This window comes from Coleofasciculus sp. B1-GNL1-01, assembly GCF_040220235.1.
In the GTDB taxonomy this organism is placed as follows: Bacteria; Cyanobacteriota; Cyanobacteriia; order Cyanobacteriales; family Coleofasciculaceae; genus Coleofasciculus.
Genome location: NZ_JAVJTO010000099.1, coordinates 1 through 22,059 on the forward strand (window position 1 = coordinate 1; position 22,059 = coordinate 22,059).

General features: G+C 46.7%; 16 protein-coding genes. 11 read left to right on the top strand and 5 right to left on the bottom strand.

Annotation, left to right across the window (positions count from 1 at the left end; genetic code table 11):
* Positions 1 to 367: 367 nt before the first annotated feature.
* Complete coding sequence (locus RID53_RS24310) at positions 368 to 1,630, bottom strand: FIST signal transduction protein (protein ID WP_446390552.1); 1,263 nt, start codon at positions 1,628 to 1,630, stop codon at positions 368 to 370.
* A gap of 380 nt (positions 1,631 to 2,010) precedes the next feature.
* Between RID53_RS24310 and RID53_RS24315 the strand changes: the two genes are divergently transcribed.
* From RID53_RS24315 to RID53_RS24335, 5 genes are all read left to right on the top strand, one after another.
* Positions 2,011 to 2,235 (top strand): CP12 domain-containing protein, encoded by a 225-nt coding sequence (locus RID53_RS24315; RefSeq protein ID WP_446390553.1) that lies wholly within the window; start codon positions 2,011 to 2,013, stop codon positions 2,233 to 2,235.
* A 262-nt stretch (positions 2,236 to 2,497) separates the two neighbouring features.
* Positions 2,498 to 3,091, top strand: coding sequence for a DUF3177 family protein (locus RID53_RS24320; protein ID WP_446390554.1), 594 nt, complete (start codon positions 2,498 to 2,500; stop codon positions 3,089 to 3,091).
* A 147-nt stretch (positions 3,092 to 3,238) separates the two neighbouring features.
* Positions 3,239 to 3,565: a DUF7734 family protein gene (locus RID53_RS24325; RefSeq protein WP_446390555.1), complete on the top strand. Its 327-nt coding sequence runs from the start codon at positions 3,239 to 3,241 to the stop codon at positions 3,563 to 3,565.
* A gap of 204 nt (positions 3,566 to 3,769) precedes the next feature.
* The gene (gene gor / locus RID53_RS24330; protein WP_446390556.1) at positions 3,770 to 5,137 is read left to right on the top strand and encodes a glutathione-disulfide reductase; all 1,368 of its coding nucleotides are present in this window, start codon (positions 3,770 to 3,772) and stop codon (positions 5,135 to 5,137) included.
* A 29-nt stretch (positions 5,138 to 5,166) separates the two neighbouring features.
* Positions 5,167 to 5,724: a pentapeptide repeat-containing protein gene (locus RID53_RS24335; RefSeq protein WP_446390557.1), complete on the top strand. Its 558-nt coding sequence runs from the start codon at positions 5,167 to 5,169 to the stop codon at positions 5,722 to 5,724.
* Positions 5,725 to 6,014: 290 nt separating this feature from the next.
* Here the strand turns inward: RID53_RS24335 and RID53_RS24340 are convergent, their stop codons facing one another.
* Positions 6,015 to 6,893: a pentapeptide repeat-containing protein gene (locus tag RID53_RS24340; protein ID WP_446390558.1), complete on the bottom strand. Its 879-nt coding sequence runs from the start codon at positions 6,891 to 6,893 to the stop codon at positions 6,015 to 6,017.
* Positions 6,894 to 7,127: 234 nt separating this feature from the next.
* Here RID53_RS24340 and RID53_RS24345 point away from each other — a divergent pair, with 234 nt between their 5' ends.
* A complete protein-coding gene (locus RID53_RS24345; protein WP_446390559.1) occupies positions 7,128 to 7,889 on the top strand; it encodes a hypothetical protein in 762 nt (253 codons plus the stop codon).
* A gap of 605 nt (positions 7,890 to 8,494) precedes the next feature.
* A complete protein-coding gene (locus tag RID53_RS24350) occupies positions 8,495 to 9,496 on the top strand; it encodes a glycosyltransferase (RefSeq protein WP_446390560.1) in 1,002 nt (333 codons plus the stop codon).
* Positions 9,497 to 9,772: 276 nt separating this feature from the next.
* Here the strand turns inward: RID53_RS24350 and RID53_RS24355 are convergent, their stop codons facing one another.
* Positions 9,773 to 13,327 (bottom strand): NACHT domain-containing protein, encoded by a 3,555-nt coding sequence (locus RID53_RS24355; RefSeq protein ID WP_446390561.1) that lies wholly within the window; start codon positions 13,325 to 13,327, stop codon positions 9,773 to 9,775.
* A gap of 144 nt (positions 13,328 to 13,471) precedes the next feature.
* On the opposite strand from RID53_RS24355, the gene RID53_RS24360 reads away from it, so the two are divergent.
* Together RID53_RS24360 and RID53_RS24365 are read left to right on the top strand one after the other, a co-directional pair.
* A complete protein-coding gene (locus RID53_RS24360; RefSeq protein WP_446390562.1) occupies positions 13,472 to 15,292 on the top strand; it encodes a hypothetical protein in 1,821 nt (606 codons plus the stop codon).
* A 182-nt stretch (positions 15,293 to 15,474) separates the two neighbouring features.
* Complete coding sequence (locus tag RID53_RS24365) at positions 15,475 to 17,223, top strand: DUF3685 domain-containing protein (protein WP_446390563.1); 1,749 nt, start codon at positions 15,475 to 15,477, stop codon at positions 17,221 to 17,223.
* Positions 17,224 to 17,659: 436 nt separating this feature from the next.
* Here RID53_RS24365 and RID53_RS24370 read toward each other — a convergent pair whose 3' ends face one another.
* Positions 17,660 to 18,067 carry a pentapeptide repeat-containing protein gene (locus RID53_RS24370; RefSeq protein ID WP_446390564.1) on the bottom strand — a complete coding sequence of 136 codons (408 nt, stop codon included), beginning with the start codon at positions 18,065 to 18,067 and terminating at the stop codon, positions 17,660 to 17,662.
* Positions 18,068 to 18,637: 570 nt separating this feature from the next.
* Positions 18,638 to 19,027 carry a hypothetical protein gene (locus RID53_RS24375; RefSeq protein WP_044206533.1) on the bottom strand — a complete coding sequence of 130 codons (390 nt, stop codon included), beginning with the start codon at positions 19,025 to 19,027 and terminating at the stop codon, positions 18,638 to 18,640.
* Between the two features lie 269 nt (positions 19,028 to 19,296).
* On the opposite strand from RID53_RS24375, the gene queA reads away from it, so the two are divergent.
* Complete coding sequence (gene queA, locus RID53_RS24380) at positions 19,297 to 20,442, top strand: tRNA preQ1(34) S-adenosylmethionine ribosyltransferase-isomerase QueA (RefSeq protein ID WP_446390565.1); 1,146 nt, start codon at positions 19,297 to 19,299, stop codon at positions 20,440 to 20,442.
* Between the two features lie 104 nt (positions 20,443 to 20,546).
* Positions 20,547 to 21,830: a tetratricopeptide repeat protein gene (locus RID53_RS24385; RefSeq protein WP_446390566.1), complete on the top strand. Its 1,284-nt coding sequence runs from the start codon at positions 20,547 to 20,549 to the stop codon at positions 21,828 to 21,830.
* Positions 21,831 to 22,059: the final 229 nt, after the last annotated feature.

A 22,059-nucleotide genomic window follows, 5' to 3' on the forward strand; every position in this document is an offset into this window, starting at 1 on the left:
CCGACTCCGGTACAAAGGAAGGCTTTAGATTTGTTGGGTGTCAGCCTAATATGTACCCAGTGAAGCCGAAAGTGAAATCGCCCTAAGTCTGGATAGGCATACAGTGTAGCGATTTGTCAAAGGGGAACTTCAGATTAAACCTTATCATTGACCGAATTGTTGACAATAAACGCTCATTGTTACTGTCGTCTTATATAACTACTTAATCGATCAGTTGTGTTTCTCCGACTTATTCAGCAGACCCTATTTTAGGTGGGTCACGCCACTACTAACCTGTAGATGGTTCGTTACAATTAATCCTACGTTCCCGAATAATTCTATTTCTTTGGATACCTCTTCCATTGTTGAACCACGGCTTAATGACTAATTAGGGTTGCCGACAAATGCCAAATACTGACGTGTAGCCGTGTAAAAATGTACTCCCGCCTACGGGTCCAATTTCGCCATTACAGAAGAAACCGCCAACGGAAATATTATTGATATAGCGACACAAGAGTTGGGAATCAAAATCGGGTTTGCCATACAATCCTTGACCCCGCCCTAAACAGGAAAACATTAAGGCTCCCGCCATTTCTGGGGTAGGATTGACTTGGTTTTGATAATTCTGTAAAAGTAATTGTAAGTCTTCTTCAGAGGTGCGGGCGTCTCGTAAATGGAACTGAATCCGTTGACCAGGGCGCACCCGATCGCCGATCGCGATCGCACCCAGTCTGGGATCAACGCCTAACAGATTACGAATAAGGAAATCCCCTTGACCCAGATTTTGCTTAAATTCATCACGGGCAATACCAATAAATAGGGAATGTTGCGCCAATTCGCGATCGCTCTCACTCAAGTTTTGAATTACGTCACGCAGCACAGCTAGCGGCGGCTGGGATTCAACCTCACTGAAGCTCATCCCATTACTATCCGTCAGTTCCAGTACGATATTTCGTTCACCCTTGGTGATCTGATAGGGTTGACCAATGGGACGACAGCCTTGGGCGACAATTGGGTCTAGTACCACATTCCCACTTAACGCCACGCCAATTGTACCTTCTCGATGGAGCGTACCTCCAGAGTATCGTTCCGAATCACGATAAAATAACCCACTCTGAACTCCCATGGCACTGGCACTGGCTAAACCTCCCACCTTAACCGAACCCGGATAGGCAAAATCTAGCCCTTGTAACAGATCATTGATTTTCGAGGAAAAGGGATCGGCTAATAAGATGAAATGAGGTTGCTCTTGGGGGGAAACCCCAATTAAGTCCACCCAAGCATTAGGAGAACTATCCAAGTCGGGCAAATCACTCCCAGGAATATGAAACGCCCGAACTGAAACCTCTGGCATACTTGCTAAACTAATTGACAGAGCGGGTTCTGCTTCAATTTCTTGAGGTTGACCTTGGGCATTCATCCCAATCACGCCACCTCCCCCACAACCAATGATCACAGGTACAGATAACCGTTCTTGTAGCAGGGGCATTAATCGGGAATACTCGCTGGCATAAGCTGAAGAGATGAACACCAGACCCAAATCCGCAGGCATCGACAACGATTGTTCCAGACGCTCTACCACCTCCGCGATCGCTGTTTCCAAGGATGGACGAGTTGATAAGGCATTTACCCACTTCATCAAATTTGCCATGACTTTTACTGAGGTTTTCCCTGGCTAGGGTTTTTTCGGGTTGGCTACAGGTGCAAAGCCTTATGATAACTCCAATTCGGCTAACTCCCAAGGGACTGGGGTCAGAACGCAGGGAAGCCAAGGTGGAGGGGAGGAGAAGAAATGAGATTTTACGATATTTCTAGGCTTGGGGGATAAATACTGCTAAACAGCCCCTACTTCCGGTAGTCAAGTAGATCGTGTAGAATTGTAAACAGCGTATCGGCTTCTGCGAAACGCTAAACTATAGAATCTTAATGATCTCTAAGTACCGACTTGGATATATTTCAGGGCGGTCAACACCAAATAAATAGGCGTTCTGTACAATACATTAGTGCAGTAATCAGGAAAAAAGGAAAGCCATGAGTGATATTCAAGAACAAATCGATCGGGAGCGTCAGCAAGCTAGAACAGTTTGTAACACTGAAGGCGCAGAGTCTCAAGAGTGTGCAGTAGCTTGGGATTCTGTCGAAGAGTTACAAGCTGAGGCAGCACACCAAAAGCAAAAAGGCACAAAGAAAACCTCCTTCGAGAAGTATTGCGAAGAAAATCCTGATGCAGATGAGTGCCGCGTCTACGACGAATAAGGGACTCTTCGTCTGCTATACGTGCCGATTTTGTGTGGATGAATTCAGTGAATCAGTTGGGTGGCTGGAACTCCTTCGGGTGATTCCGGCTGCTTTTTTTGTTCCTGAGAACCGTTGTTCAGGACACTAGAACACCCGTCCAGTAATTAAAATCGATAATATTCCCGAAGCGGAAATGGCAAGATTACCGTACAATTTGGGAGGTGAACCGATCGCGGTGTCACTATACTGTTAAATCAAAGGAACTCGTCGGCTATTAGCTATGCCCGATCAACTTCTGCAAGCATTAGTCTGGACAGACTATCGGTTAGCCGTTTTATTTACGGTGTTGATTCCCCTGATCCTAATTATATGGGCTTTTGTTAAAAAAGCTGATGCCATGGTGCGCCTATTAATTATCTACTGGCGCGTGTCTAGTTTACTGGCAATTACGGTTTATATCATGATTGCCTCGTGGCCCATTGGTTTTATATCGGGTTGGCTTGCCCGAGTTTTGATTCCCATCTCCCTCTGGTTCTGGGTAGATGTGAATGAGGATATTGAGGATCAACCGACGAATCCGCTGAAACTTACGCTGACGGCTTGGCGCTGGGCAATAACAATTTACTGTGGGATTGGTGTCTTGTGGAGTCTTCCGGCTCTGGGATGCGCGTTTACTCCAGACGCTTTGGAAACGTTTGCCTGTAGAGTTTGGCTAGAACCTCCCTTTCTCTTTAAACAATATTTCCATCCTGAGTCTTCTCCTCAATTTTTGGGTTTTATTGGCATTGTTGGATTATTGATTTATGTTCTGTACTTGAGCTATTTTGTTTTAATTCGCTTAGGGAAACAGGGACGAATCGCGATGGAACAGTAGCCAGAAACTGGGGAAGCTGGGGAAGATGAGGGAGATGGGGGAGATGGGGAAGATGAGGAAGATGAGGGAGTAAACGAATGACAAATGATAAATAACAAATGACAAATAACAAATAACAAATGACAAATGACGAATGACGAATGACAAATGACGAATCACCAGTCAACCATGAACCAAGGAACTTCTATTGGACAGCGTTTAGAACAATACACAATTAAGTATCCTCAAGAAGTCTTACTCGTTACCGCTAAAATTGCTGGCGAAGAGGATCAGATTGCTATTTACAAGGGGTTTTCTAGTTCGTTGATGCGTCCAACAGCTTTCGATCCGGATGTGCCTGTCTTACCACCCGAAGCAGAAATTGTCAAAATTGATCGCGTCGCTAGTCCCTATAATCCGGATGCACCTCGTTACATTCAGCAGGGGTTAACTGGGGAGGCGATTCAGCCGTTGTTGATAGATGCTGGTGTTTAAGATTAAGCCTTCCCAACTGCCTTGGGTTTTAACTCAAGAATCAACGCGAAAGTCAGCTCAAACATACGGTTTGTTGAATCAGAACAAGGAGTATTTATATCAACTCAGTGCTAGGGGAATCAATACAAAATGCTATTAGTTAACACGACGTTTCGCGTACAGTGATAAGTAGTTACATGCTGATCAAATGGAGTTAACCGAGTTATGAGTTACGATTTTAATCTGTTTGTTATTGGTGGCGGTTCAGGCGGAATTGCCACAGCACGACGAGCAGCACAATATGGGGCAAAGGTAGGAGTAGCCGAATTCAGCCGCTTGGGAGGAACCTGTGTGAATCGCGGCTGTATTCCCAAAAAACTGATGGTTTATTCCTCTCATTTTCCGGAGGTGTTTGAAGAAGCCCAAGGGTATGGCTGGAGTCCTGTACAAAGCACTCTCGACTGGCATAAAATGATCGAGGCGGTGCAAAAAGAACTTGAACGCCTCAATGGGGTTTATCTGCGAATGTTGGATAATTCCGAAGTGCAACTGTTTCGGGGTTATGCCAAGTTTGTTGACCCTCATACGTTAGAGATTTTTGAGTCTCCCAATAGCAGTACGGCGTCACATAGAGTGAGTGCGGATAAAATTTTGATTGCCGTGGGTGGACACCCGGTTACGCCAAATATTCCGGGTATAGAACATGCGATTATCTCCGATGATATGTTCTTACTCAAGGAGCAACCTAAGCGAGTGGTGATTCTCGGCGGTGGCTACATCGGTGTAGAATTTGCTTGTATTATGCATGGCTTGGGTTCTGAAGTGACTCAAATTATCCGCAAAGAGAAGATTTTGCGGGGGTTTGATGACGATGTTCGCACTCAAATCCAGGAGGGAATGCAGCAACACGGTGTCCGGATTTTAGAGGGTAGCGTACCGACGGCGATTGAAAAGACAGGAGATGGATTAAAGGTTACGGTTTGCGGTAAGCATGAGGAAACCGTAATCGGGGATATCTTTCTCGCCGCCACAGGGCGCAAGCCGAATCTCCAGAATCTAGGGCTGGATAAGGCTGGAGTCGATGTCTGTCAAGATGCGATCGCGGTGGATGAGTATAGCCGTACTTCTCAACCTCATATCTATGCGGTTGGGGATTGCACAGATCGGATTAATTTGACGCCCGTTGCGATTAACGAAGGGCGTGCCTTTGCCGATACAGAATTTGGCGGCAAATCTCGGGTTATGAGTTATGAAAATGTCCCCTCGGCGGTATTTAGTACCCCAGAAGCAGCAACGGTAGGCTTAACCGAAGCCCAAGCCAGGGAAAAGCATGGCGATGCGGTGAAAGTCTATCGCGCCCGTTTCCGCCCCTTGTACCACACTCTCACTGGTCGAGAGGAACGGGTTATGGTGAAGTTAGTGGTTGACGAAACCACGGATAAAGTGCTAGGAGCGCACATGGTTGGAGCATCAGCGGCGGAGATTATTCAGGGCGTTGCGATCGCTGTGAAAATGGGAGCGAAAAAAGCCGATTTTGATGCTACCGTTGGTATTCATCCCTCGACCTCTGAGGAGTTTGTTACCTTGCGGTGATGTGAACCATGAACCATGAACCATAAATCATGAAAGATGGGCGTCTAATTACTACCATTTTCCTGATGCTACTCTCACCTGTGGCTACAGTTAACGTCAACGCTGTAGCCACAGCAGCAACCCATCTCCTGAAAGATGCAGATACAGTACGCCAACTGCTAGAAACCAATAGCTGTATGGGGTGTGATTTACGAGAGGTAAAACTAGAAGACGCTAAACTCAAAGGAGCCAACCTGCGAGGTGCTAATCTCCGATTGGCTCAATTAAGTAGGGTTGAACTCAGCCGTGCTGACTTGGTGAATGCTATTCTCAGGAATGCCGACTTGATGGAGGCTTCTCTGGTGGATACCAACCTTAGTAATGCGGACTTGAGAGATACAAACCTGATCGATAGTTTTCTCACCCGCGCCAATTTGAGCAACGCTCTATTAGAGAATGCCAATCTCACTAATGCTTATCTCAAAGGCGCAAACTTAGAGGGCGCAAATTTACAGGGGGCTAACCTAGACGGGGCTGACTGGCGAGATGCTATTTTATGCCAGACGACGCTAGCAGATGGTACGGTATCAAATCGAGATTGTTCATGAACCGCGCCTTACTTCGTGAAGACGCGGATTGGCAGAGGGAACCTGCCAGTAGAGACGCGCCATGGCGCGTCTGTACATGAATAGGACGTGAGTTGGTAGGGGATAACCACTTCCGAACGCTTCTCTAGTTCGGCTTAAATGTAGGTTGATTGGTCATTTGTCATTTGTCATTCGTCATTCGTCATTCGTCATTCGTCATTCGTCATACTCGCTCCCTTGAGAAGCAAGCTACGTCATTTGTCATTCGTTTACTCCCTCATCTTCCCCATCTTCCCCATCTCCCTCATTGCCTAAAACAATTCTGGACGTACTTCAACAGATGGATTATTATCCGTCACCACGCAATTTGGAGCCGCTACTGTGCCATCAGGAAGCGTGGTTCGACATAATTGCGCTCCCCGCACATTGACACCTGTTGCTCCCCGAAGATCCGTTTCAATGAGTTTTGCTCCTGTCAAGTTCGCGCCGCTTAAATCAGCTTCACTGAGATTTGCCCCATTGAAATTGACATTGGTTAAGTCTGCTAATGTCAAATTGGCTCGAAAAAGATTTGTATTGCTTAAATCAGCACCTGTCATTCTCGCCGAGCTAAAATTTCCCAAACTCAGAGTTGAGCCACTCAAATTTGCCCCGTATAAAATGACATAAGAGGCAAACGTACCATCTAAGCTAGCACCAACGATTTGAGCGCCACTCAAATTGGTATCGTACAACCGAGCGCCGCGAAAATTAGCATTAGCTAAAATGGCACGAGTCAAGTTAGCATAATCTAACTTGGCATTGCTCAGATTGGCTCCTGTGAGATTGGCGGGAACTTCTGTGACAATTGCCCGATTCACCGATGTTTTAGGACTGAAGTTGGCAGCGCTGAGATCAACGCCTCCTAAATTGGCTCCTCTGAGGTCAGCCGATCGCAAATCACAACCGACTAAACTTGGTCGATTTTGCCTCGGCAAAACATACGCTTGTTCGAGACGCCTGTCGTATTCAGTTCTTTCACTCAAATTGGCACCAGGAGCTTGTCTGGCTCGCTGACATTGTTGTTGAAAGTCTTGCTCAAAGTCCTCTCGAAACTGGGCGTTAGCTGGTAGTGTCGAAACACCCAAACCCAGGGCTAGGTAAAATCCTAGGATTTTGATGATTGACCGAAACAGGGGATGTTTATTCACGACTCTTCAGTCACTACTAACGTTTAATTTTAGTGAATCATAATGCGACTCAGACCGCATCTCATTTGAGATTTTAGATCTTAGCAGCTTAACTGAGCCTCTTTTGTTAAGTCAATAGTGTGATAACAAAAACTTATTGACTGAGTTTTACTATCAAATGATAGATGATATTGAGTCTTTGTTCTTTTAGAGTAGAAGTGACAACCACCACAATGTATAAAAATTAACGGCAATATGACAGCACAGCGGAAAAATAGTTCATTTACAGACCACATCAGTGACGCGATCGCAACAACCACTCAAGTCGCCACGTTTGCCACTCAGTTGGCGACTAAAGCCACGCAATCGGCGGCTGATACCATTACCAGCACAAGCAAGGCTGTAGGAGAAGCTGTTCGCCCTGCGGCTGTGCGATTCGTAGAACCAGGAACGGAAACGGTGGGCAAAATCTTGACACCTATTGCAGAACACCCGTTGACTAAGTATGCTGCCAAAGTCCCAGGGATTAGCTTACTCGTTGCTGCATTGGGTCAAGTGGATTTGGAGCAAGCTCAAAAAGACGTAGACAAGCTGCGACAGGAGTACCCGTTTGACACATCCGAACAGCTAGCTCACCGGATTATGGTGGATACAGCAATCAAAGGAGGTAGGCTGGGATTAATCACCAACTTTATCCCCCCTTTAGCCCTGGCTTTGTTTGGGATTGAGCTAGCGGCGGTTACAGCACTCCAAGCACAGATGGTTTATCGCATTGCAGCGGCTTATGGATTTTCGCTAAAAGAGCCAACGCGACGCGGTGAAGTTCTGGCAATTTTTGGCTTATCTGTGGGGGGTTCCGGAGTTCTTAAAGGGGGTTTGAGTTTTGTCGAAATTCTTCCAGTCATTGGTGCAGCCGTGGGAGCTTCTAGTAATGCAGCTCTCATTTATTCCCTCGGATTCGTTGCTAGTCAGTTTTATGAAGAAAAAAGAAACACCTTGACTCGATATCATGAATAGCGACATTCCCCCAGCGCCGCCCCTACAATTGACGCATTACTTTTTTTATCGGTAACTAGGATTACTAGACCGATGCTTTAGTGATCGCTATCACGAAAAAGTCCGCTTTTACCACACAGTAGCGGAAATTTAGATCACAACAATTGCCCCTATAAATTTCTACCCTAGAAGTGAAGCCCACATTTCGATGTAATTACGTGCTGTCAATCGGAATGTGGGCGACTGTCAGGGTTTCAGGGGTGCATCTGCCCTTTCATATTCATTTAGGGTCTTTTTTTAGGCAGGGTGCATCTGCTTTCTCTAGTTTCCATCAATCATCAGCAAAATGGGTAGAGTTACGATGAAATCTAACCCGCTGAATATAAAAATTGAGTAAAGTTTTATATTTTCCGACCTGCTCGCCACTATCCGTAAGCCGTCGAAACCAAGGGTCAAAAGCATACTCTCGGACTTTCTGACACAGGGGGTTGAGTTAAGGGCGATCCTAAGCGCGGCAAAAATACTTGAGCAGCTTCGTAGAGACGATGAAGCAGAGGGAGCAGAGGGAGCTGGGGGACTCTAGTATATTACACTATACAGACGATCTCACTGAGGCAGTTGGTGTTTTGAGAACCCTTTACTTTTTAGTCCCTGGAACTTATGGCAAGTTTGCTTGCGGCGGTCTTTGGGCGGAGTTGAAAACCCTGAGTCTGGCAAAGCAGGTTTGCCCTGCGGAGGTGGTCACCTATCGTCAACGGGAAAAGAATACGCTGTTCCTAGATGATTTGCTCAAAAAACAGGATTTAAATAATGTTATTTTTGTGGTCAGTTGGGGATTTGATAGTCCCAAACTTGTAGCAAAGTTAAAGTTACATCCGGTTATTTACCATGCCCATAGTGCTGGGTATGGATTTCAACTTCCGGCGCGTATCCCTATTATTACCGTTAGTCGCAATACTATGGGATATTGGGGACAGCGATCGCCTAATTCTTTAATTTACTATTTACCTAATCATATTTCGGAAGAATTCCAGAACTTCAATCGAGAACGGGATATTGATGTGTTAGTTCAGGCGCGGAAATCGTCTGAGTATTTACTTCAGGACTTGATACCAGAGTTACAGAAGCATTGTCGCGTTAAAGTTATTGATTCCTACGTCGAGGATTTAGTGGGACTCTTCAATCGAGCTAAAGTTTATTTGTATGATTCGGCTGAGTATTGGGCGCAACATGGGGTAAGTGAAGGCTTTGGGCTGCAACCAATGGAAGCCCTTGCTTGTGGCTGTCAGGTTTTTTCGAGTGTGAATGGGGGATTATCGGATTATTTAGATCCGGGGTTTAATTGCTATAAAATTGCGGTATATTCTCAAGAGTATGATATTAAACGCATTCTCAACGTTATCGAAAATCCGTCACTCAAGCCTTTAGATGAACATTTTTTGGCGGAATATCGGGATAAAAATATTATCTATCGCCTGAAAATAATTTTAGCGGATGTCAACAATTTTTTTGATTTAAGCCAAAATAAACCGAGTAGTATTCCCCGTTTAACAAAAATACGGTTAGCTAAATTAAGGCTCCAGAGTTTTTTGGATAAGCTGCGACAAAAATATAGCGCTACGCGCTAGGCAATATGCAATAGGCAATAGGCAATAGTGAAGAAAAACACTTACCTGACAAGGGATTGAGCGATTTAATTTTTTTTATTTTGTCCTAACGTGTATGCGTAGCGCTATATATCCTTAAAAAATAAATTTTTTTCAACAGATGGCAGCCAATAAGTAGGTTGGTGAAAATAAACCAAACGATGTTAGGTTCTGTAAATGTTCCTCAAACCTTGACAAATGACAAATGACAAATGACAAATGACAAATGACAAATGACAAATGACAAATGACAAATGACTAATAATCATCCTCCTCATCCAACATAATCGTATCTTCATGAAACACGCCAGTCTCTTGTTCCGCACCTGCTTCTAACTGTTCCTCTTCAGTTTCCGACTCGGAGAATTCCCACTCATCCACTTGGGCTGTCTCCCCAGCATACTGCTCTGTATCCGACACAGACGGGTGTTGTCTCATTTCGTCTAATTGCTGTGTATCGCCACTATACTGCTCTGTATCAGACGGGTGGTGTCCCATTTCGTCTAATTGCTGCGTATCGCCACTATACTGCTCTGTATCCGACACCGGGGCTTCAGTTACCCACTCATCCACTTGGGCTGTCTCCCCAGCATACTGCTCCGTTTCCGACACTGTAGCTTGGGCATTTAACTGCTCACGGTCAAACTGTTCAGTTTCACCATCATAGCGATCGCTCCCTTGCGAGTAAATTGTTGGTAACATGAGTTCCCCTTCGGCACTCTCAATGAAAATCATCGGATCATCTTCAAACAAATGCTCCTCTTCGATGGTTTTTACGAAGGGAGAGACAACCAAAGATTGGTAATAGGACTGAAACTCGTCCCAGGAAAAGAACGCTCCACTTTTAACCGCAAACTGTTTATTTGGTTCATCTAACTGGGCATCGACTAAACAAGCATTGGTTAAATTCGCTGACTTTAAATTAGCACCCCGCAGATCCGCTCCCAATAAATTCGCCCCTTCTAACTGCGCCCCTTTGAGATCCGCATCCGCTAAATTTGCTCCGACTAAACTTGCCCAGGCTAAATTTGCCTGTTGTAGATTAGCTGCTGCCAAATTAATCCCACTTAACTCAGCCATTGATAAATCGGCATGGACAAGATTCGCCTCTGCCAGCATTACCCGATTTAAACAAGCTTGGGGTAAATGAATCTGAGCCAAACTTCGTCTCGCCCGTTGCCAAAATGTTGTAGGAGATAGGGCAACGGTACGACCCATAAAACTTAACAATTGATCAGCATCAAATTCCTGGGGAATCTCTGGATTGCCACAGGGCCAGAAGGGGAGATTGGCTTCTCCGGCGGCTGAACAGAGGACTAAAAAGACATTTAATCCCACGGTGGCATCAATTTGTAACGTATTCAAGGGATTGTTCAAATCCCGCAACTGTTCGTGAACCCGATGAGCCACCCCTTCATCAAACCACCGTCCGCGACAGTAGGCGCGATAAAAGCGATAGAGTCGTTGAAATAATACTGGGAAGGAAAAGGCGTCCGCATTGCGCTGTTGCTCCCGTCGTAGTCTCTCAATTACCAATTCTTCTATTTGAGGAGACAATAAACCATACCCCAACAACTGATAAAGATGTTCAGCCACATGGGAAGAGGAGTCAATCCCAAACGAGACTTCCCCATACTGGTTGGGCAGCTTTTGCGTTAATGCCTTTAGTTGCAGGGCAATTTCTTCGGCGGCTAAATAGTCGCCTAAACTGGGGTGAGAAAACTCAATGGAGAGGGGGGCTGATGCCGCCTTCTGGGACGCATAGACTTGGCGCAGTGAGGACTTCACCCAGTCTCCGGCTTTGTCTCTGGGCTGGGTGCGGAAAAAGAACGTGGGTAGGGGTTGGGTAAAAGACTCCGTTGTTTCTTGATTCTGGAACCGATTCTGGATTACCGTTTGTGTCACTTGATTCTGACCCGTCTGCAAAATCGTCAGGGCTGTCCCCTGCATTTGACGGCGTAACTTTTGCGGGGAACGTCCTTCCAAGAGATTGGCGATCGCTTCTAGGGAACGCCCTGCATGGGAAAAGCCTTCGCGAATTAACTCCAAGGGCGGTCCACTCCCACTCGTCGGTTCCCCCAGCAACCAGCGACAAATCCGGTCATAGATTTCAAACTTCACCTCAGCCGGACTCATTTTAAAGATGCGATCGTCAATTAAGGCATCTCGATGTAAAATTCCCACCAAATATAGCATTAATGGACGAGTCAGCAGCGCCACTAAATCAGGATTCGGAGATTGCGGCTGAAATATACCACCGTGTTTTAAGAAATTAAAATACGACTGGGCAATTGATTTGGATTGCAGTTTCGCCCACTGGAGAAACCACTTGCGGAATTCCTCCTTCGCCATCGGTTCAATGGCGATGCGCTGGAGTCGGCTTTGCAGCGGCGGTAAACTACTATGGCGATATTTACGCGCCAACACGCCATCCAAGGTAACCGGGCGACTGGTGAGAATAATTTTGTGGCGAGGCGAATTTGACCCGTTTTTCTGGGTATGGAATCGCATCACCTGATCCATAAATGTCCACAAGTGGCGCTCCGTCTGGGGAGAACGGGGCAATTCATTCAAACCATCTAAAATCAGCAAACAAGGAGGAGAACTGCGAGAGAACCACCCGTCTGTATCTGTGAACCGTCCCACCGGGAAGGCTGTCTCCAAGGTTTGCTCCAAGGTTTGACCTAACGTAACATCCCGCAGGCGAATAATCACAGGCATCCACTGAGGATACAGCTCTTGCGCTACCCGTGCCGCTAACATCTGACAGAAACTGGTCTTACCACAGCCACCATCGGCTTCAATCACCGCAATACTGTTTTTATCATTCAGTTGAGCCATCACCCATGCCATTAAATCCGTCGGTGGCGAGGAAGCAGCAGCGAGATAGGCAGGGTCAAGATCGTTTTTGCGGCGTCGTTCCCGGTTTTCTTGTCCCAGGGTGGTAGGGAGGCGTCTGCCATTCAAGGACACGTAGATTTCCTTGAGGGAAAAGGGTTCCGCAAATAAGGGTTCGCTTAAAGACCGGGAAAGTTCCGCCCGATAATATTCTCGATCCAAATCCAGGGTCAATTGGGGCGTGGAAAACTCTTCCTCCTCATCCTCTTCTGGAGGGGTGTTGAGGGTGTTACTTAAATGACCTAAGCGGACAAACTTTTGCAGTTGCGCCAAGGGTAGCGCATTTTCGGCAATCACCTTGAGTAAATGACCCGCCAGTCCATTACTCAACCGTTGGGTTAATAACTTCGCTTCCGTTTCCTCCGCCCCATTTGCCACAAACCAAGCGATCGCTAAATTATTCATCTGCTGCACCAGAAAGGAATTTGCCACAGATGACAGGGCTTGTTCGGCTTGGGAATCACTGAGACGTCCGGGGCGCAGGGTTTTCAGCAGGGCAATTAATTGGGGATCAACCAGAGGTTCATTAATATTCGGTGACGCCGGGACTTGGGCGCGGTTCACCCAGGGTCTTCGCAGTTGAGCTTCTTGCTCTAAAATTCCTTGTAATGCGTTCAGATACGCCACCTGAAAACTCAGCCAGGTGCCTTCACTCCGGCGTAAGGGCTTCTTGCGACTCAAAATCCGCAGCAACCCTACCGTTAACTGAGACAAAATCGGCGCGACTTGCCAAGCGACAGTTAACGGTAACTCCAACACTTCGGTCAAGACACTAATCGCAAAGGGATTCAGACTCTTAACCTCCATGTCTTGGGCAATGCGAAACGCAATGCCCGCCAACTGAGCGTTATCCTGTCCCAGTTGGGCAAGTTCAATGTGGCGTTCTGCTAGCCAATGGCGAATGCTCAGCCTCATGCCACCCTAACTACTCCAAAACGATTCCTCATCTTATTGTGGACTCTATTGAACGGATTGCGAATCACCCAAATTTACGGTTGATTGGGAATACAATGATGGACAATAAACGGTGAACAATGAATTATCAGTTGTTTTCTATCTGTGTCCAAACGAGACTTGCCCCGATTTCATCTCCATACTTCCCTGCCTACTCGCCAACCTCGGGGACATAAGTTAGTCATCCGACTGGCAAGAGGCTCTAAGGCATCGAGTTTAGCAGAAACGGGACACTTAAATGCCAAAGTTGTCAGAGACAGGCGCTCAAACCCAGACCGCCAACGCCGCCAACGGGAGTTGTGGCGATGGTCATTGCTGTGGTTGATGATCGTGTCCCTTGTCGGCAGCATGGTTGTTGGTGGTACATTATTACTCACCCGATTGCCACCTCCGGCAAATTGCCAACGCATTTCTCCTTTATCCCCGGATAGCGAACGATTATACTGCGCTCAACTGGCTGCCCAATCCGGAGAATTTGAGCAACTGCTAAAAGCGATCGCGATCGTGCAATATTGGTCGCCCAACCATTCCCTTTATCCCCAGGCACAGCAACTGCTGCAGGAATGGTCTCAAATGGTACTGCAACTTGCCCGGGAAACCCTGAATCAGGGAAACTATACCGATGCCCTGAAAATGGCGATGCAAATCCCTGTAAGTAGTCCCCTATATCCCGAAGCTCAAGCCCAAATCGCCACCTGGAAACAGGACCGAATCCAGGCTCAGGCAATTGTCAGTCAGGTTCAAGATGCCCTGAAAGTACAAAACTGGCAACAGGCGGCTAAACTAATCAGCCAACTGTCACGCCTGAATGACCAATACTGGAGTGTATCCCGCTATGATACCCTGACCCAACAGTTGGCGGCAGAAAAACAGGCGTGGACACAACTGCAAGAGGCACGAGATTTAGCCAAATCGAATCAACTGACCAAGATCGAACAAGCGATCGCGTTAGCAGCCAAGGTTGATCCTAACAGCTATATTAAAGCTCAAGCCCAGACTGATCTGTCGAATTGGAGTCGCACGTTACTCCAAATTGCTGCCACTCGCTTTCAAAATCAAGAGTATCAGGGGGTGATTGAGGTTGCCCAAGGAATTCCGATTAACACCTCCCTGTATCAAGAAGCTCAAGATTGGTTACGCTTAGGGCAAGCTGGAAAACTGGTGCAACAAAACACGATTCTCGCCTTCATTGACGCCTTAACCGCCGTTCGCCAACTCGATGCCAACAGTCCAGTGCAACAGTCAGCCGCCGCCCAAGCCATTCAGTGGGAGGCTCAACTCCAAGATCGCCTCCAGTTACGCCTTGCCCAAATGACTGCCAGCTTTGAACAACGCCCCCTGCTACAGATGGCAATCGAACAAGCTGCCCTAATTACACCCGATCGCCCCCAGCGTATCCAAGCACAGACCAACATAGCCCAGTGGCGCAAACAAATTCAACATATCGACGATCGCAATACCCTCAGAACTGCCCAACAGCTAGCCGTCGGGGGAACCATTGATCAATTAAACGCCGCCGTCACCCAAGCCCGTAAAATTGAGCCAGGTCAACCTTTACGCCCCGAAGCCCAAACTGCGATCGCCCAATGGAATCGCCAAATCGAAACCCTAGAAGATCAACCCATCCTCGATTTAGCCCGCGCCTTCGCCCAACGTCGAGATTTAATCGCCGCCATTTCCACCGCCAATCAAATTCGTCCCGGTCGAATGCTGTATGCTGAAGCTCAAAGCGCGATCGCCCAATGGGTTGCCCAAATCCAAACCGCCCAAGATCGTCCCATCCTCGAAGCCGCCGCCGCCCTAGCCGCCCAAGGACGATTTGACGCCGCGATCGCCACCGCCGCCCAGATTCCCCCAGAACGGGCGCTTTACCAACAAGCCCAAGCTGCGATTAATCTGTGGAAATCCCAACAGAATGGAGGGTAGAAGAGGGGGGAGCTGGGGAAGCAATGTAGAGACGTGCCATGGCACGTCTGGAAGCAGAGGAAGATGAGGGAGAAGAATTTGCAATCAATAAATGACAAATAACGAATGACAAATGACAAATGACAAATGACAAATGACAAATGACAAATAACAAATGACAAATGACGAATAACGAATGACCAATGACAAATCAATCCACTCAAATCCTACTTATTGACGATGACCCAATTTTCCGATTAGGTTTAGTCACTGCCTTAGAAGCCTTTGCTGATTTAGATATCGTGGCTGAGGTTGATACAGCAACGGCAGCCCTGGAACGCCTAACCACCTTACTCTCCCAAGAACAGGTTAATTTAATTATCTTAGACTTGGCACTAGGGCGATCGCTCGGCAGTCCTCTAACCGGACTATCCTTGTGCCAGCAACTTAAGATAGATTATCCAAACCTACCCATCTTATTGCTAACCGCTCCATCTGAACCTAGCCAACTCACCGCCGCCAAGCGCTTAGGAGTAGAAGGCTACTGTGCTAAAGGATGTGCCATCAACTTAATTGTGGAAGCCATTCGACAAGTCAAAGCGGGTGAATCCTATTGGCAGATGTTACCTACCCCTGCCAATTCATTACCTCCTCCTCGTTGGCATACTCAATTACGCCAGTCAGGATTACAACAAATTGAAGCCGCGTTAAAACAGGTAACAGCACAACTTCAACAAGGAAATTTATCCCGCCTAGATTGGCTATTTTGGACGGGACGCCGCCGAGAGTTATTGACAGCCCGTTGGCTGGTAAATCAGCTATTACCGACAGATTCCGGACTGGTTCCCTCTAATAATAGTAATAGCCCTGCTGAACTTCAACCGCGTTTAAATCCTTCATCATCTCGTCCTCCTGTTCCCCAAAATCGTCTGCGCCCATCCCCCACCAGTGCCTTATCCAAAACCTCCTCTGAGGCGTTGCAGTTTCAACCGTCTACACCCCAGGCGATGACATTGACCAAACTCGATTCGAGTTTGGCAAATCTGACGAATACTCCCTTGGAAATCGATATTCTGCAAGTGGAGAGACGCCGGGAATTACTGCGTACCGTCCTCTACAAGTTCGAGGAGATGCTGGATGCTTTGCGCTTTTCTCAGGTGACGATGGAGCAATTGACCCAGAAGCGATCGCGCTTATTACATGATTTATGGCAGGTTTCTCTCACCGACTTTTTTGGTCAATACTCCACCTTAGTCATCGGCAATCAAACTATCGAAATGGTTGACATTTTGCGGCAAGATCGGGATATAGTGCAAACGGCTATTTTGGATAAAATACCTTTGGTGATTGAGTTATTAGGGAATCGCCTCTTTGAAGCACCCTTGATGATTGATAATGTATCCTATCCTGCCCATACACCCGAAGCCCTGGCGCGAGCCGAATTATTGTTGCAGAATGTAATTATTCAAGTGGCTAATGGGGTAATTCAACCCTTGTTAAATGAGTTTTCTGATATTGAAATTATTAAACATAATTTTTATGATAAACGGTTAATGTCCTCACGGGAAATTACCCGATTTAGAAATAATTTATCCTGGAAATATCGGCGTAACCAATATATCGATGAACCCAAAGCCATTTTTGAAAGTCGCTATAATTTATTTGTTTTGAGCGAAATTGGCATCAAAAAAGTCGCCATTTATTCGCCTCGACGCCAAGAATTAGAACAACTACAGGGTACTCAGCTAGCCGTCACCATCGCCTATGAATTTCGGGACGCGATCGCGCCACGTTTACGGGGGACAGTCGGCTGGGTTGGTAAAGGCGTAGTTTATGTTTTAACGCAAGTCTTAGGACGAGGAATTGGTTTAATTCTACGGGGCGTTATTCAAGGCGTAGGTAGTGCATGGCAAGATACATGGTTTGGCAAAAATGGAGAACGGGGGAAGTAATAATTAGGGGCTGCTGAATAAGTTTTGTGGTGAGCCGAGGATGGGGTAAGGGGGTAATAAGAAGACTCAGAAAAACATTATGGTTAGTAATGGCAAAACACCTTATACCAAGCACCATTGTAGAGACGCGCCATGGCGCGTCTCTACATAAATGATGTGTCCTAACCGCTATGGCGGTTGCTATATTTGATGAATTAGAATGGGAGACCTGAAACCGTAGGGGCGCAAAGACTTGCGCCCGATTCAATGGTCAAATCTAATCCACAATTTTAGCTGTGTCAATCCAGCAGTGGCGTGGCACATTTTATTTGGTGGATTAGATTCGGCTTCTAGTAGAGAACCTTAGCCCTAAATTCCGTTGGGTTTCCTGTCGTCAACCCAACCTACAACCTATCCCACCATTTTAGCTGTGTCAGTCCAGTAGAACAAAATCTAATCAGAAATCGTACTTGTTTTCTTGCCTAAAGAATCTAACCAACCAGGATAGAAATCGGCAATCTTGACTACCATGTTGTTCATACCAAATTGTACCATCAGGCATAATTGCCCCACTCCAATCGGCTTCCTTCAGATTAGCGGCACTCACCTCTGCACCACTCAAATTGGCTCCCTGTAAATCAGCCTGTTCCAAATTCGCCCAATTTAAATCCGAATTACTCAAGTTAGCACATCTCAACTTAACTTGACTAAGATTAGCCCAATTCAGAATTACCCCACTCAAATTTGCCCCACTTAAATTCGCTCCTGTCAAATCTGCCCAACTGAGAATTTCTTCACTTAAATTGACACCTTGAAAATCCCGCTGTCCGGCTGCATACCGTTGTAGCAATTCCTCCGCCGTCATTTTTATCGATCTATGTGGGCTAAATCGATAGCTATAGACATGATGGACACAAGGCTCTATGGGTTCTCTGCCAACACAGAAATAAGCAAGCTGCATACTGTTATATCCCCGATAAATTAACGTTGCAATTTTCGGTCATTTCGGGGAAAAAGTAATTGAACTAAATCTTAATAAAGGGTGAACGTGATCGCAGTTAAAGCTATACTGAAATCGGTGTTAAGCGTGACTGGAAAATCGAAGACACCTGACGCAAGGCAATGCTAATGAGTGACAAACGTCACAAGGGGAAGATGGGGAAGCAAATGACGAATGACGAATGACGAATGACGAATGACGAATGACAAATGACGATCCTCCCCGTTAACTTTAAATTTCTCCACCTATTCGCTATAAACAACCTACGCTTAACCACTAGGGGAGCGTAGGCTTCCGGCTTTATTCGTGATAGTTAAGGTATAAGATGCGCCTGGATTCAGACTCCCCTGAAATGGCTAAATTTGCCCCGATAAAGGCATGATGGTTTGGGCTTGCCCTGATAGTGGAGGCTGATGAATGGGCAACTCCTTAGGCTTAGGCTAAGGTTTCTGGGCAGTATCCTAGTCCCATGGTAAACTGTTGGCGAAACGCTTCAATATCAGTCTTGTCAGGGTGACCATGAGATACCACAGCGACTTGGTAGCGACGCATGACATCGATGGGAGATTGTCCGGTATCGAGGCTCCAAAACGCCATTTGCAAGCGCATGTCGGGTTGGAACGGAATTCCCAATTCGCGCATGAAGGCTTGGAAATCTCCATGTTGCTGAGGCGTGAGGGGATGGTTCATTTTAACTTTAATGACCCAGCCATCAATTTGATGAATCACTGTTGTATATTGAACGGGAAGCTGGATCATGGAGTGGAGGTACTCAACCACTCGCAGTGTCAAACTCGCATTGGCTAAAAAATAAAGGTAATCCATAGGGCAGCTAGAGGTGGAGTCAAGGAAGTGCTATACCTTCATTCTGACAACGGGGATCAGGAATTGGTAGGGGAAAAGCCCCCGCTCTTAACTGGGGGATCATACCCAATTCCGTTGTTTTAGGTCTTGACCTTGTGTCTTTGGGGATTAGTACCCGATGGCACAAGGCAAGTCGCGGTATAGAGTAGAGCTAAAACCCTGATCCGTTCCCTCCCTACCCAATTTGTCAAAAATTGCTCATAAGCTGTACTTGATCCGAAGAACCACCCATGACAAATGACCTATTGCTTTCCAGCTATAACTATGATCTGCCAGAGGGTCGGATTGCTCAAACACCCATTTCCCCTAGAGATAGTTCTCGTTTGCTCGTGGTTGAGTCTCCAACTCAACACCAACACTGCATTTTCCGAGATTTACCTAAGTGGTTGCGTTCCGGCGACCTGTTGGTTTTGAATAATACCCGTGTGATCCCGGCTCGACTCTATGGTCGCAAGGTAACGGGTACGCCTGTGGAAGTGTTATTGCTGGAGGAACGGGGACAAAACTGCTGGTTGGCATTGGTGAAACCGGGACGACGGCTAAAAGTGGGTTCAACGATAGTCTTTGAACCTGATCAACCTATTGTTCCGGCAAGTCATGGGAAGACTCCCCTATCTTCAGACGATACAGAAACACCAAGACAGGATAATCTAAAAAATAGATCTCCCCTGAAGGCAACAATTATCGCCAGAGATGATGCAACCAGTGGGCGTCTATTGCAGTTTGACCTACCCAAGGGGCAGTCCCTAGTCACCCTGTTACCTAACTATGGTCAAGTGCCTTTTCCGCCTTACATCACCCACTCTCAAGCCACACCCGATCAGTATCAAACGGTATACGCCCAAATCCCTGGTGCAGTAGCCGCACCGACAGCCGGATTACATTTCACCCCTGAACTCTTGGAACAGTGTCACATAAGCGGAATTGAGCAGGCGTCGATTACCTTGCATGTTGGTGTTGGTACGTTTCGCCCAGTGGAGGTAGAAGATGTAACGAATCATCAAATGCATGGGGAGTGGTTAGAGATATCCGCCGCAACGGTGGCAAAAATTCAGCAAACCAAAGCCGCCGGGGGGCGGGTGATTGCCGTTGGCACAACTGTGGTGAGGGCGTTAGAAGGGGCGGCGGCGAACGGGGAATTCCAGCCCTATTGTGGTAAAACCGAATTATTTATCTATCCCGGCTATCAGTGGCAGGTGGTTGATGGGTTGATTACCAACTTTCACTTGCCCCGTTCCACGTTGTTGATGCTAGTGAGTGCATTGATTGGCAGAGAACGACTGTTGAAGTTGTATGCTGAAGCGATCGCGTATAATTATCGATTTTACTCCTTTGGTGATGCCATGCTGATTTTGCCAGAAGCGGTTAGCGCTTAAAGGGCGAACCAATCGGGGAGTGAAATTGGCATTATTAAGATAGGACGCTATAAACTCTTTCCCCCGCCCACATTCCTTATTTAATTTCCCAATCGTCTTCTACCATGTCTAAACACTACCACCTCCGCTTTGGACTTGCCGCCGCCGCGATCGCACTCAGTTTCCTGTCGGTTAGTCCCGCCTTGTCCAATAGTCTACCCAAGCGCCAGCACAGTAAGCAGTTAGTTGAGGGACTATACACGAATGACCTAGAAGCGGCGACATTTTTTCAACAAGGTGTCATGCGCTATAACCGCAGCGACTTCAAAGCCGCCGAGTTAGCCTTTCGCAAAGCCCTCCAGGAAGATCCGTTTATCCCCATGGCACGGTATTTACTGGGAAATGCCCTATTTCAGCAAGGTCAAATTGACTCAGCGGCTGAACAATACCGCATGGCGATTGGTCTTGATCCGAATATGGCAGAGGCGCATTACAATCTGGGCTTGATGTTATACCAACAAGGCAATATTGAGGAAGCGATTAGCGCCTATCAACAAGCGATCGCGATTGATCCCAATTTAGCCGCCGCTCGTTATAATCTAGGCTTGGCATTAGAAGCCGTCGGTGACACTGAAGCAGCGCTGAGTGAATACACAGAAGCCGTTCGCCTCAATCCCAACTCAGCGGTTGCCAAGTATAATTTGGCATTACTCTTAGCCAAACAAAACCAAGTCGATTCGGCGATCGCTGCATTACGGCAAGCCCTTCGCAATGATTCACAATTCGTGCAAGCCCATTATCAACTAGGATTGCTACTAGCTCAACAAAACCAGATTACTGAAGCCAAAAATTCCTTTCTCAGAGCAACCCAAATCAATTCCCGATTTGCACCCGCTCACTATCGACTGGGGCTAATTTTTCTGCAACAAGGGGATGTGGAAGAAGCCATTCGCAGATTTGATTGGGTGACGCAGATAGATCCTGACAATGTGGATGCTTACCGCCAATTGGGAGCCGCACTGATTAAAAATGGCGAATATGAACAAGCGATCGCGTCCCTAGAACGCGCTATATCACTCGATCCTTACGATTCGCTGGCACACTACAATTTAGCCGTAGCGCTGCATCGCAATCAGCAGTATGAGGACGCGATTTCCGAATATCAACAAGCCATTCTACTCAATCCCAAACTATCACTCGCGTTTTACAATCTGGGAATTGCCCTCCAGCAAGTTGGACGGGGACAAGAGGCGGTTTCTTTCCTTTTAGAAGCCAGGAATTTGTTTATTGAAGAAGGCAATTTGGATAAAATTGATGCCGTTGATCAATATCTGAATCAACTGAATATTTCATCAAATCCATCATCCAATTCCTTAGAACCAATGCCTGCAATAACCGAAGAACCCTAGTTAACTTAACGGTTAACTGGGCGGTTGTAGACGCGGATCTGCAATTCCCATAAGGTAACCGCAGCAATCATCGTCTGTAGAGACGCGCCATGGCGCGTCTCTACATAAATGATGTGTCCTAACCGTCTTGGCGGTTGCTATAACTTGAAAACTGCTGTAAGCCACTGATGCTTGGTTTTAGATGTACCTGTTGCATGAGTAGGCTGAAATTGCGATCGCGGTTGTCCAG